Source organism: Candidatus Liberibacter sp. (assembly GCF_014048425.1).
Classification (GTDB): domain Bacteria; phylum Pseudomonadota; class Alphaproteobacteria; order Rhizobiales; family Rhizobiaceae; genus Liberibacter.
Genome location: NZ_JACETX010000010.1, coordinates 1 through 13,250, shown reverse-complemented (window position 1 = coordinate 13,250; position 13,250 = coordinate 1). Strand labels below are relative to the sequence as shown.

Here is a 13,250-nt window from a genome sequence, read left to right as displayed (position 1 = left end):
TCGGAGAAACCACGAAAAACGGAAACCAAAAAACCAATGTTCCCAGATATCATAGTCGAAAGCAAATTCTTGTTCCTTAACCACCAAATCCACCACTTGTAAACATTCAAAAAGCAGAGGGCAGTCTTTTAACTAGTAATTTCTATGCATCAAGATAGCAAGAGAAAAGAAGCGTTTAATTTTATAATTTTATATCAGAGATTTAATTATCCCACTTTTATGGAAGTTATTTTGACCAACGTCATATTTATACAACAGATTTTTTTTGGAAAACATGAAATTCCAAATATATCTAAAAATAAACTTATGCTATCCTTTAGAACAAAAGCTTGCATTTTACTTGAAAATCCAGCGCATGAAAGTATTTTAATTGTTGAACTTCTATGATAGAATTTCTGGTTTCTCTCGCTTATGAAACTCCTGTTTTATAGTCGAAGATTTAGCATTTTTCCAACATCGGAGAATTTCTGGTGTATCTTAAAGCAATTAAACTAGTTGGGTATTTTTTTGGGTTTGCTTCGTATTCGTTTTTAAGCGCTGTATTGGCAATCAATATCTACATTACCCAGATCTCTCAGGATCTGCCCGACTATGCTGGACTAAATTCTTATACACCCGCTGTTACTACAAGAGTCCATGCGGGGGATGGCTCACTCATTGCAGAATATGCAACGGAGAATCGCTTGTTCTTACCCATTCAATCAATCCCTTCTCACGTCAAGTCTGCATTTATCTCTGCTGAAGACAAAAATTTTTACCACCATCCCGGAATTGATGTTTTTGGAATTATTCGTGCTTTTCTTCATAATATAAAAAAAATTGGACATGGACGGCGCCCAGAGGGCGCCTCTACTATAACGCAACAGGTTGCAAAAATTTTCCTTTTGAGCTCAGATCAAACTATGGAGCGCAAAATTAAAGAAATCATCCTTTCTTTTCGCATTGAACAAGCATACGACAAAGACAAAATCTTGGAGCTTTACCTAAATGAAATCTTTTTCGGGTTTAATTCCTATGGAATAGCCGGAGCAGCTCTGACTTACTTTGAAAAATCTGTAAGTGAATTAGACATAGCCGAAGCAGCTTATCTAGCCGCCCTCCCCAAAGGTCCAAGCAATTACAATCCTTTTCGCAAACATGAAGCCGCAATCTCCCGTCGCAATTGGGTCATTGATCGCATGGCGGAGAATTCCTATATTTCCGAAGGGCAGGCTATAGAAGCCAAAAAGAAGCCCCTCAATATCACCTATAGAAACCACGGAGTACATCAGTTTGGAACCGAGTATTTTTCTGAAGAAGTACGGCGCCACTTAATCGATCAGTATGGAGAAAAATTTCTATATCAAGGTGGCTTGTCTATACGAACATCCCTTGATCCCCAACTGCAGATTTATGCCCGAAAATCTCTCCAAAAAGGTCTCATAGATTACGATCAACGCGAAGGTTTTAGAGGTTCTATAACGCGTATTAATCTACAAAATGAATGGGGATCTGCTTTAGCTTCTATCCCTATTTTGCATGACGTCCCCGAATGGAAAATTGCTGTTGTTTTAGGAGTCTCTAAATCTCATGTCAACATAGGAATTCGTCCATCTATCGATAGAAATGGCAAAATTAAATCTGAGCGTGCGCAAAGCATCATTCAAGCTGATTCCATGCGCTGGGCTTATAATTCTTTGCCAGACAATAACATTGCTGATCCAGAACCCGCTCTAATTCTATCTCCCGGAGATGTGATTTATGTGGAACATATGGGCGCAGGGTGGGAATTACGTCAAATTCCCAAAATTCAAGGAGGATTTGTTGCGATGGATCCTCACACTGGTCGCGTTCTTGCCGCCATAGGCGGATTTTCCTATTATCAATCAGAATTCAACCGTGCTACACAGGCTAGACGCCAGCCAGGGTCATGTTTTAAACCGATTGTTTATGCCGCAGCACTAGATAGCGGTTATACCGCCGCTTCGGTTATTATGGACGCTCCAATTGAAATCGTTTCTGGCGGAAAAGTTTGGAAGCCTGAAAATTACAGCAAAACATCGTTAGGTCCATCCACGTTACGTGTTGGCCTTGAAAAATCACGCAATACTATGACAGTACGACTTGCTCATAACATGGGAATGAGCGTTGTCGCTGATTATGCTGAGAATTTTGGTATCTACGAAAAAATGTCACCCCTCCTATCAATGTCGCTGGGCGCAGGCGAGACAACCGTCTTGAATATGGTTTCAGCTTATGCCGTCATTGCTAATGGAGGAAAAAAAATTCGACCATCCTTTATTGATCGCATTCAAGATAGGTATGGGAAAAATATTTTTAAACAAGAAGACCGGATTTGTGATGACTGTAATTATGACAGCTGGCAGGGACAAAATGAACCCGAAATAATTGATAAACGAGAACAAGTTCTTGATCCTATGACAGCTTATCAAATTACTTCCATGTTAGAAGGGGTTATTACACGTGGAACCGCAGCAGGTAAAGTGAAATTAAATCGACCTATCGCTGGAAAAACCGGCACGACGAATCATAACGTAGATACCTGGTTTATAGGATATAGCCCTACGCTCGTAGCTGGAATTTATATCGGCTACGATACTCCAGCCCCTTTACGAGAAGATGCAACTGGAAGCAGTCTTTCAGCTCCTATTTTCAATTCTTTTATGCAAGCAGCACTTAAAGAAACGCCACCATCTCGTTTTATAATTCCAGAAGGAATGAACCTCATCCCCATCAACAAATGGACAGGAATGCGAGCCCGGAAAGGTGATCCAGATACAATCATTGAAGCCTTTAAACCCGGAACAGGACCCGCCAAAACCTATACAGTCATCGATGAAGACAGCAACGCCTCTTCTGAAGAAATATTGAGAAGGTCCCCTCAAGCCAATCAGGCAATTAATTCTGGAAATGGAGGACTATTCTAGATCTTTATCAACAGCTATAATCTCATATCTCCAAGTCGAAAACATAATCGGCTCTTTATCTTTTAACTGAGGAAGCGATCAAAATGACCACCCTAAATAATGAAATTCAAAATACTATCACCGAAATAAAGCAGGCTATTCAACTGCTAAGGAGGTCTCTTTGACTGGGATAACGCTGTAAAACGTTTGAATTTTCTTAATGATCAAGCTGAAGATCCAAATTTATGGGAGAATACAGATGCGGCTCGAGCATTATTGCGCGAACGCCAAAACCTAGATGACGCGATTGTTTCCATTACAGAGCTTGAGAATCGACTCTGTGACAATAGAACCCTCTTGGCATTGGCTTTGGAAGCAGAGGATCCTTCTACTCTACAAGAGGCAACAGAAAATTTGGAAAAACTCAGATTAGATACTGAATGCAAACAGTTTGAAAGCCTTCTTTCAGGCGAGGCGGATTCCAATGATACTTACCTTGAGGTCCACTCCGGAGCAGGAGGAACAGAGAGTCAGGATTGGGCAAATATGTTATTGCGGATGTATATCCGATGGTCTGAGAAGAGAAAATTCAAGGTAGAACTCCTTGAAACCCACGACGGAGAAGAAGCAGGCATAAAATCAGCTACCTTATTAATCAAAGGACATAATGCTTACGGCTGGCTAAAAACAGAATCAGGGGTTCACAGACTCGTAAGAATATCTCCTTTCGATAGCAATTCCCGTCGTCATACTTCTTTTTCTTCGGTTTGGATTTATCCAGTTGTGGATGAATCAATTGAGATTGATTTAAATGAAAATGACTGTCGCATTGATACTTATCGTGCCTCAGGCGCGGGCGGACAACACGTTAATACAACAGATTCAGCTGTACGCATTACACATATACCAACCGGTATCGTGGTTCAATGTCAACAAGAACGTTCCCAGCATAAGAACAAAGCCCAAGCGTGGAATATGTTGCGCGCTAAACTCTATGAGCTTGCATTAAAAAAGCGAGAAGCCATCGCAAATATTGGAGAATCTTCTAAAACGGAGATCGGCTGGGGCAGACAAATCCGTTCGTATGTCCTACAACCATATCAGCTTGTCAAAGATTTGCGAACAAATATAGAAAAAACATCTCCTTCAGATGTGCTTGATGGAAATCTAGATGAATTCATGAAAGCAGCACTTGCGCTTCAAAAGTGAATTAATGTTGTGTAACATATGTAATCTTCTCCACAGGATTTCCTGTTTGCAAAATAATCCATATATTTAAAAGCCTTGGTTACAATCCCCTCAGGTACTACAGCTCTATCTTCAAGATCTTTTATCATCGTATTAATAGAATTAAAGTCAATATCCCCGACTAGGCTTGTTCTGTATCTCTCCTAATTCGCTTTTAAGCTTCGCAAATTCCTCTTGAAGTTAAGTAACACCATCCTCCGACGACGCGCACACACCGATGTTTTTATGAATGAATGCTAGGAGAGATTGCTGTCAGTTCCATTGATGATGTTGTGATCATTCTCATTGCTATAAAACCATATACCACCATCAGAACAAAAAAGTATTTCATTAACACCTTTTCCTGCACTTCCTCTAACTCCTAGGTATGCCCAGTTACCTCCAGAACTTCCCTTGTGTCCAGACAAGTATGCATTAGTAACATTAAGACATGTTTGCATACTGCATGAATTAGATCCACTTTCCAACAGGGATTTCCCTGCTTGCAAAATTGACTATGTGTTTAAAAGCTTTCGATAATGAAGTTTATTTATGGTTATTTGCTCTCGAAAAGAAATTAGCGAACGTCACTTGAAACTCAAATCATACTGCGAAGAAAACCGTCAATACCATTTGTGTTTTCTCCTTCTTTTGCAATGGCAAAAATCGGATTAGCTAAAGCTATATCAGGAATTTTTTCTTTTGAAAAACTGTCCCTAAAACCATCAGAGGGCTATTTTCCATATTCATTGTTGGCTAGCGGATCAAAAGCATTTCCATTCTTCAAAGATTCAAAAGAACGATTTGCTCCTTCTTCACTCTTATAATTCAAATAATCAATAGTGCGAATCACAGGAGTATAATACTGATTATTTCTTTTCTCATATTCTGCACATTGCGTAACATCAAAGCTATTCTATGGTATCAAACAGAAAATTGCTCCGTAAGGATCCGATCTGACCAAGACCTATCTGCGTCAGATAGAATCCGCATGGTTACACCAGCAAATTGGGCTATTTGTATTCGCAAAGCTAATCTAACTCCAGTGTGATCAGCGATAGCATTTACTGGGCGGTCATGAGGCTCTAAAACCTGAATATCCACCCTAACATGATTTGGAAGAAGAGCACCTCGCCAACGACGTGGTCTAAAAGGGCTCACCGGAGTGAGAGCTAAAAGCGGAGCTTCCAAGGGCAAAATTGGCCCGTGTGCGGATAAATTATAAGCAGTTGATCCAACTGGAGTAGAGACAAGTAATCCATCACAAATCAGCTCATCTAATCTAATTTTATCATCTATCATAACTTTTAATTTTGCCGCCCGAAAAGATTGGCGAAGAATAGAAACTTCATTTATAGCTAAAATTTCCGAAAACTGTCCATCCTCCTTAAAAATCGTCATCTTTAGAGGATGAAAAGTATATTCGATTGATCTAGAAATACGCTCTAAAAGATTTTCTTCGCGGTAATCATTCATAAGGAATCCCACAGAGCCATAATTCATGCCATATACAGGCTTTCCAAAATTCATCGAATCATGAAGAGTTTGTAGCATAGAACCATCCCCTCCAAGCACCACAATGGCATCGGCTTCTTCAGGAGAAGTATCCTCATAAATATGAATCAAATTATGATATGCTTCTTGCGCCTTTGCAGCAGTAGACGCTCTAAAATGAACCCTTTGTATGTTTCTATTCACAATAATATCTATCTCAAAGATTTATGAGAGCCTAGGACTTTTCTCTTTTCGATTGAAAAATCCTAAAACAGGAAAAATCTATACTAAGAAAAATTCCAAAAAGACCACAAAATCCTTTCTTCTAATCAAAATATACCTTTTACTTTCAATAATATCCTGAAGGAAAATCTTCACTGATACTCTGATTCTAAAATCCATCTAAAAACTATTACTGTATACATCCGACAAAATCCTCATCCTCAGAAACGCCCGATCCTCCTGATAGAGATTTTGTATCCTTGTCTCCAAGAGGAGGTAAGCCTTCCTTTTTCTTCCTTTGTATCTGTACAATTTTATCCTTGTCAACACAAAAGGCAATGGCATGATCCCATTGATAGGAAGCCTCTAGTGTACGCCCTATACGCCAATAAGCATCTCCTAAATGATCATTTATATCCGAATCATTAGGGCTAAGCATAGAAGCCTTTTCCAATATGTTTACAGCATCTTGAAACCTTCCAAGACGAAAATAAGCCCATCCCAAAGATTGAACTATTCTACTATCATTGGGACGAATTCTTACAGCGTTGCAAAGTATATTAGACGCTTTTTTAAGATGAATATTCATATCCACCCACAAATATGCTAAGTTATTCAGTATATGAGGATGATCCGGATATAATTCCAATGCCCTAAGGAAATCAGACTCTGCTTCAAACCATTTATGAAGGGATTTCTGTGCTACCCCGCGACTAAAAAAAAGGCTCCAATAAGAAGTGTCCTTTTTACTCTTCATTATCTCAATAGCTTTATCGTAATTTTCAATCATCCCAACATAGTCTTGCACTCCATATAAGAGGGCTCCATATGCAAGGTAATTACGAATATTATCGGGATACGAATCTATCAAAGATTGCATATATTTCTTTCCCTCATTTACTCGTTTCTGCTTTATCAAATTGAAAGAAAGTCTTCTCAAGGAATCTACTTTTATCAAAGATGATCCCGGTATTTTTTGATAAAACTTAATAGCCTGTTCCGTCTCCCCATAAAATTCAGAAAATCGTGCAAGCGCGAATAAAACATGATCGCTTTCCGGATCAAACATATATGCAATTTTAAGAAAAAGCTCTACAAGTTCGTGCCTTTGCTCCCTAAATCCAATCATACTTAAAGAAAGGAAAACCGAAGACATTCCCTGCACAGGAGTCAATTTTTGGAAAGATATCTTTTCTCCCCTTTCAATTGTATTGCGTAATATCTCAAAAGATTCACAATCCTCTAATAGCTCAATCCCGAATGAAAGCAACTTAAGTGCTCCCTTAGCATTTCCATCTTCACTCTCTAATCTCGCAAGAGCAATGATGGATTTTTTAAAGATATCTTCTACAATAGGAATACTCTTACTTTCAAAAATAGCTCTATTCAGATAACTTCGTGCAATCTGCATATTCCCAGAAGAACCAGCTATCATCCCGAGTTCATAATTACGTAAAATATTCAATAACTTATCTTCTTGAGTGTAAGGGATAGAGCCGAGAATCCCTTGGATATCTTTTCGTCCCATCCCTATCCAAGCCATCAGTATTCTACCTATGAATTCACTACCATGAGATTCAATATTTTGCCCAACAACCATGCTTTTAAGGAAGATGTTTTGAGAAAAAATATCTTGAGCCTTTTGATAATCTCCCCTATTAACAGAATCCATAGCTACAATAGCGTAAATAGGGAAATACTTTGCTATAATAGCGTAAATAGGGAAATACTGTATTTCTTCTCCCAATAATTTTTCAGCATGCTTTATAGCCTCTTGGAACTCATTGCTCATAATCAAATTGATCATCAACATGTAACGCACATTAACTTTAGAATTGGGCATAGAGGAAAGCGCCTTCTCATAAAATTCAGCCGCCACTTTGTACTGGCGATTCATAGTCGCTATGTATGCAGGCAACAAAAAGCTAAAAGGAACATGTTTTTCGATCATTTCCTTTTCTGAAGAAGAAATTTTATGCGAGGAACTTATATCAGAAGCCCATTGCTTGCTCGGAAACACTATAATGGTCAGAAGGATAAATATAAATAAAATCCCCAAAAACCTGCTTTGCATAACCGAATCCTTCAAATTACAACAAACGAAATGCAAAAATATTTGCCACAGAAAAAAGAACCATCCCTATAAGATAACCGCGTTTCTATTCCTAGATTTATCAACTTTATTCTCTCTTAATTGAGACGCCCGACACAAAAATCAACGACCTCCATAAACGCTGATTTCCAGTCGTTTTCTGGCAAATTCTTGAGGGAATCTTTTGCCTTTTCTCCGTAATAATGCACTCGATATTTTGCATCAGTTAATGCGTTACTATCTTTTATCAAAACAAGCGCTTTTTCTAAATTTTCTGTGCTAATTATATCCTCTTTAATAGCAGAATTCCAAAAGTCTTTTTCTTCAGTCGTCGCTCTTTGAAACGCAAGTATCACCGGCAAAGTGACCTTACCATTTCGAAAATCGTCCCCGACATTTTTCCCCATTTCAAGAACATCTCCCTGATAATCCAAAATATCATCAACGAGTTGAAAAACAATTCCAAGATTCATTCCATACAACTTTAGAGCATCCCGGACGGAATCATCCGCACCTGCAATGACGGAAGCGATTTCTAAAGCGGCAGAAAATAATATGGCCGTTTTGGATCGTATCACACACAGGTGATCCTCTTCTGTTACATCAAGACTTCTAGCTATAGATAACTGCAACAACTCACCTTCGGAGATAGTACAGGCCACTACTGATAATATCTCTAATGCTTGCTGCAATTTCGTTTCTATCACCATACGAAAAGCTTGACTCAACAAAAAATCTCCAACAAGAACGCTGACCTGATTTCCCCAAATCAAACGCGCTGCAGATTTTCCTCTTCGTAATTTACTTTCATCTACAACATCATCGTGCAAAAGTGTTGCCGTATGAATAAATTCAATGGCTGAAGCTAACTCTACGTGCTGGTTACCACGATATCCAAACATCAAGGCCGCTGCTAAAGTCAACATAGGACGAAGCCTTTTGCCTCCTGAGAAAACAAGATACTTCGCCACCTCTGGAATCATCACGACATCCGAATGAATCCTTGAAAGAATAAGCGAGTTTACTTTTTTCATATCCTTGCCAGTAAGTTCTTCTAGCATTTTCATAAAAAATTATTTATCTCCTTTGTCCTTCTAGGATCTATTGACTATTATATCAAGATATCTCCGAATTTATTGATGAAACGGCGACTCTTACTTGGCGTTCGATTCTCATAATATCAGGAAAATCCATATCGAGCAGAAAAAATTTGCAAAGACAATGTTATTTGTCGGCAATCTCTCCTATACAAATAGGCTTAATGAACAAAAAATGATAGAAGAAACAATAGATGCTTTTCATCAGGGTCAGTTCTGTTTAGTGCAACCCTTAACGCGCGGACATCGTTCCGGAATGGATGCAATGATTCTAGCGTCTTTGGTTAACGCAAAAGGTTCTTTTCAATTGGCAGATCTCGGATCTGGAGCAGGTGCAGCAGGCCTTGCTGTTGCATCTAGATTGAGTAAAGCACAGATTCTATTGGTTGAACGATCCCAATTAATGGCAAACTACGCACGAAAAACTTTAGCTTTACCTATCAATGCGGCAATTTCCAAGCGAGTTTCTGTTGCTGAGGTTGATGTTACTTTATCTGGGAAAAATCGCATTTTAGCTGGGCTGGCAAATAATTTCTATGATCACGTAATTATGAATCCTCCTTTCAACGAAAGAGTGGGAAGCCTGACACCCGATAAAGTCAAAGAAGAAGCACATGTGATGCTAGACGATTCTTTTGAAAAATGGATACGTACTGCTTGTGCCATAATGCAATCCAACGGACAACTATCGTTAATTGCAAGACCTCAATCGCTTGTACAAATTATCAATGCTTGTGAAAAACGCATCGGCTCTCTAGAAGTCATTCCTCTCTACCCAAGAGAAGGTGAATGTTCTACGCGCATTTTGGTGACAGGCATAAAAGGTATGCGCGGGAAATTGATCTTGCGCCATCCTATTTTTCTGCATGAACCTAAAAGTTCGTCTTATTCACATTACGTTAACGATCTTATCAACGGAAACACTAGCATAAAACGTTTAGGTAAATAATACTTTGGTTATTGCTTTCAAGAGAAAACAAAATAAGGGCATCATGCAGGACATGCTATGAGTTCAACAGAACAGGAGAATGAGTTTAGCCTTATTGTTCTCCTCCATAAACTTAACTGATTTAGGTTTTTTGTTCTTTAACTTCTGATAAAAAGTTTATCCGTATTTAGAATATCTCGTAACTTGTCCCTACAAGATGTTTTAGGATTTTTAGCCTCTACGTTTAGCTCATTGGTATGCTGATCTACTTTGTCCTTTCTCTTATATACAAGCGTGTTATACTTCCATATCCTTTAGCTGCAGTTGAAACCCTCCTCTTTAAAGATGGAACAGTGATAAGATGGGGGGAGAGGGGGGATGTTTCTGAAAAAGATCCCCAAAGATACCATTAAAAACTCGATATACATACAGAAAAAAATAGTCTTAACCGCTCTTAAAGATACCTCTGCTGGATACTGAGTTAGAAAATTTTTCTCGGGAAACGACTTAAGATTGTTTTGAAAAAGTTTTTTGCTTTAAGTCTGAAAGTCTGCTAGAATTATGGCAAGGTGAGGAGGACTTAACCCTTATATTTGAATGGGATGAGAGATTTAGAGATGCCCAAAATTTTCCCTCTATTGCTACTCTCGTGGAGTGCATTGATTGCTTTTCGTAAGTTTTTATCTCAATCCAAGCCTCAGAAGAACGATACGATACACTCAGAAATAAAAACTATTACCCTTGTAAAAGACGACAAGACAGGCGAATACAAATAGAAAATCTTTAGAAGAGATGACAAAATAGTCTTTGATATGTATATACTAGGGAAATTATATCCCCCTTTATAAAAAAGGTCGACAAGGACTATTCTTCGTGTGTCCATCTTGAATGAAAGACTCTCATTTTGGCAACCATTCGCAATACAAAAAAACCTCTTTCCTTTCAGAATCTCATCCTAGCTTTAACACAATACTGGTCAAAACAAGGGTGTACGATCTTACAACCTTATGACATGGAAATCGGTGCTGGCACTTTCCATCCGTCAACTACTTTACGCGTCCTTGGATCTCTTCCTTGGAAAGTAGCTTATGTCCAGCCAACACGCCGACCATCAGATGGTCGTTATGCTCAAAATCCGAATCGTTTACAACACTATTATCAATACCAAGTGATTTTGAAGCCGAATCCCCTCAATCTTCAGAAATTGTATATCGAATCTCTTGAAGCCATCGGCATAGATCCACTTGTTCATGATATACGTTTTGTTGAAGATAATTGGGAAAGCCCAACCCTTGGCGCATGGGGTTTAGGATGGGAATGCTGGTGCGATGGCATGGAAATATCTCAATTCACATACTTCCAACAAGTCTGCGGCATCGAATGCTCTCCTATATCCGGTGAAATTACTTATGGTCTTGAGCGTCTTGCAATGTATGTGCAAAACGTGGATAACGTTTATGATATTGTATTCAATGATGAAGCAAACAAAAAAGTCCTTTACAGGGACATATTCTTTCAATCAGAGCAAGAATATTCGCGCTATAATTTTGAGTACGCAAATACGGAAGTTTTACATGGTCATTTCGCTGATTCCGAGAAGGAGTGTATCGCTCTTTTAGATGCAGGCTCTTCCAGAAGACATCCAGAAGGTTTTCATAACTGTGTCTTTCCTGCTTATGATCAATGTATCAAAGCTTCTCATATATTTAATATTTTAGATGCCCGTGGCGTAATATCTACAACGGAGCGTCAGCGCTATATCCTGCGAATTCGCACCTTGGCAAAAGCTTGCGGAGAGGCTTTTCTACAAACAAAGGGCGGAGGTTATAAAGCAAAACTTTGATGAAAATTATTTTCTCATATCAGTTTTGCTTAAAAATATATTTCATCACTATATTAACAAATACAATTTCCTAAAAAGACCTTAAAAGATCCATAACTTTCTTCCATCAGTCAGACGCTAACACAACTATCATCCATCCATTTAAAAAGGAATTGTCTAATGTCTAAATTATCTTTTCATATTTTGCGGGTTACTCCTTTTCAACAGAATTGTACTTTCCTATTTGATGAAGAAAGCTTGGAAGCGGTTGTTGTAGACCCTGGAGGTGACGTTGAAAAGATAAAAGAAGTTATTAAATGCCACAATTTTCGTGTCAAACAGATCTGGATTACCCATGGGCACATTGACCATGTAGGGGGAGCAGCTCAATTAAAAGAAGATTTATCGTTAGAAATTATAGGACCCCACAAGCATGACGCCTCCTTGATGGAAAGACTTGAAGAACAAGCCAAACTTTTCTCGGTTTGCATGGACGCACGCAATACTGCGTCGGATCTTTGGTTGCAAGACGGCGATAGCGTATCGTTTGGCAAACATATTTTCAAAGTACTTCACTGTCCAGGACATTCCCCAGGTCATGTTGTTTACGTCAATTTTCAAAGTAATTTTGCACATTTAGGGGACGTTTTATTTAGACGAGCAATCGGCAGGACAGATATTATAAACGGAAATCAAGAGCAGTTATTGACCTCAATAAGAGAAAAGATACTTCCTCTCAGCGATAACATATCTTTTGTCTGCGGACACGGTCCTAGCAGTAGCATAGGCATAGAACGCCTCTCAAATCCCTTTATTAAAGGACTGTAATATAAACAATGAATTCAAAACTCAGATGCCCTCATCTTTTGCAATAATTGGACTTATGACAAAAAAGTCTTCGGCAGAGTGTGGTATCTCATTTTTACAATTCCGTCTCGAAATTCTCATCTTGCGTTTTAAAAGTAAATATTTCAGTATGAAATGATCTTATTGTATGGCTAGAATGCTTGTCGCTATTGTCACAGTAATCTTGCAATAAAAGCTAGTTTTTTACCTCATTTTTCTGTCAAAAGAAGCTAGCACATCAGTAAAAAGCACCCGTAGCTCAGCTGGATAGAGCGTTGGATTCCGATTCCAAAGGTCACAGGTTCGAATCCTGTCGGGTGCACCATTTTAAAATCAAGTTATTGATTTTACTTAATATTTTTTAATATTTGGTCTTACCTTTTTTGGGGGTGGGACAGGCTATAAGCCAATGGGGTAGTCCTTTTTTATTGTCAACCCCTTACTTTTTTAACTTTTTTAACCTATAAAAGATTAAGAGGACGTAAAACGAGCGGGGATAATTAGGAGTATGATAAGCAATATAGAAATATCACATGATGCTCGTGCAGTAGCTAATCGCATCTTGGAAAAATCAAGAATTAAGAATCAAGGTATAGATTCTCTAAGTGTTATGAAG

At 38.6% G+C, this 13,250-nt stretch carries 10 protein-coding genes and 1 tRNA gene; 7 read left to right on the top strand and 4 right to left on the bottom strand.

Going from position 1 to position 13,250, the window contains the following annotated elements; translation table 11 throughout:
• Positions 1-470 precede the first annotated feature (470 nt).
• Positions 471-2,927, top strand: a complete 2,457-nt coding sequence (locus tag H0G72_RS02045; protein ID WP_182017116.1) for a penicillin-binding protein 1A — start codon at positions 471-473, stop codon at positions 2,925-2,927.
• Between the two features lie 83 nt (positions 2,928-3,010).
• Positions 3,011-4,115 (top strand): peptide chain release factor 2 gene (gene prfB / locus H0G72_RS02040; protein WP_182017114.1). Its coding sequence is split into 2 segments (ribosomal slippage): positions 3,011-3,088 and positions 3,090-4,115, totalling 1,104 coding nucleotides; the frame shifts between segments, so codons are not numbered across the junction.
• 275 nt (positions 4,116-4,390) lie between these two features.
• Here prfB and H0G72_RS02035 read toward each other — a convergent pair.
• The 4 genes from H0G72_RS02035 to H0G72_RS02020 all read right to left on the bottom strand — a co-directional run bounded on the left by H0G72_RS02035 (position 4,391) and on the right by H0G72_RS02020 (position 9,008).
• Entirely contained in the window at positions 4,391-4,621 is a 231-nt protein-coding gene (locus H0G72_RS02035; protein WP_182017112.1) for a hypothetical protein, read from the bottom strand.
• 436 nt (positions 4,622-5,057) lie between these two features.
• On the bottom strand, positions 5,058-5,831 hold the full coding sequence (locus tag H0G72_RS02030; protein WP_182017110.1) for an NAD kinase: 774 nt from the start codon (positions 5,829-5,831) through the stop codon (positions 5,058-5,060).
• 208 nt (positions 5,832-6,039) lie between these two features.
• Positions 6,040-7,923, bottom strand: a complete 1,884-nt coding sequence (locus H0G72_RS02025; protein ID WP_182017108.1) for a tetratricopeptide repeat protein — start codon at positions 7,921-7,923, stop codon at positions 6,040-6,042.
• A gap of 116 nt (positions 7,924-8,039) precedes the next feature.
• Positions 8,040-9,008 carry a polyprenyl synthetase family protein gene (locus H0G72_RS02020; protein WP_182017106.1) on the bottom strand — a complete coding sequence of 323 codons (969 nt, stop codon included), beginning with the start codon at positions 9,006-9,008 and terminating at the stop codon, positions 8,040-8,042.
• Between the two features lie 205 nt (positions 9,009-9,213).
• Here H0G72_RS02020 and H0G72_RS02015 point away from each other — a divergent pair, with 205 nt between their 5' ends.
• The 5 genes from H0G72_RS02015 to H0G72_RS01995 all read left to right on the top strand — a co-directional run bounded on the left by H0G72_RS02015 (position 9,214) and on the right by H0G72_RS01995 (position 12,959).
• On the top strand, positions 9,214-9,987 hold the full coding sequence (locus H0G72_RS02015) for a tRNA1(Val) (adenine(37)-N6)-methyltransferase (RefSeq protein ID WP_182017147.1): 774 nt from the start codon (positions 9,214-9,216) through the stop codon (positions 9,985-9,987).
• 596 nt (positions 9,988-10,583) lie between these two features.
• The gene (locus H0G72_RS02010) at positions 10,584-10,742 is read left to right on the top strand and encodes a hypothetical protein (RefSeq protein WP_182017104.1); all 159 of its coding nucleotides are present in this window, start codon (positions 10,584-10,586) and stop codon (positions 10,740-10,742) included.
• 128 nt (positions 10,743-10,870) lie between these two features.
• Positions 10,871-11,809, top strand: coding sequence for a glycine--tRNA ligase subunit alpha (locus H0G72_RS02005; protein ID WP_182017102.1), 939 nt, complete (start codon positions 10,871-10,873; stop codon positions 11,807-11,809).
• Positions 11,810-11,968: 159 nt separating this feature from the next.
• Positions 11,969-12,616: an MBL fold metallo-hydrolase gene (locus tag H0G72_RS02000; RefSeq protein WP_182017100.1), complete on the top strand. Its 648-nt coding sequence runs from the start codon at positions 11,969-11,971 to the stop codon at positions 12,614-12,616.
• A gap of 266 nt (positions 12,617-12,882) precedes the next feature.
• Positions 12,883-12,959, top strand: a tRNA-Arg gene (locus tag H0G72_RS01995).
• The last annotated feature ends 291 nt before the right edge of the window (positions 12,960-13,250 follow it).

What these genes read in the sequence shown, in the direction of transcription:
- H0G72_RS02025 (WP_182017108.1), bottom strand. Translation starts at nt 7,923, where the DNA reads ATGCAAAGCAGGTTTTTGGGGATTTTATTTATATTTATCCTTCTGACC.
- H0G72_RS02020 (WP_182017106.1), bottom strand. Translation starts at nt 9,008, where the DNA reads ATGAAAATGCTAGAAGAACTTACTGGCAAGGATATGAAAAAAGTAAAC.
- H0G72_RS02015 (WP_182017147.1), top strand. Translation starts at nt 9,214, where the DNA reads ATGATAGAAGAAACAATAGATGCTTTTCATCAGGGTCAGTTCTGTTTA.
- H0G72_RS02010 (WP_182017104.1), top strand. Translation starts at nt 10,584, where the DNA reads ATGCCCAAAATTTTCCCTCTATTGCTACTCTCGTGGAGTGCATTGATT.
- H0G72_RS02000 (WP_182017100.1), top strand. Translation starts at nt 11,969, where the DNA reads ATGTCTAAATTATCTTTTCATATTTTGCGGGTTACTCCTTTTCAACAG.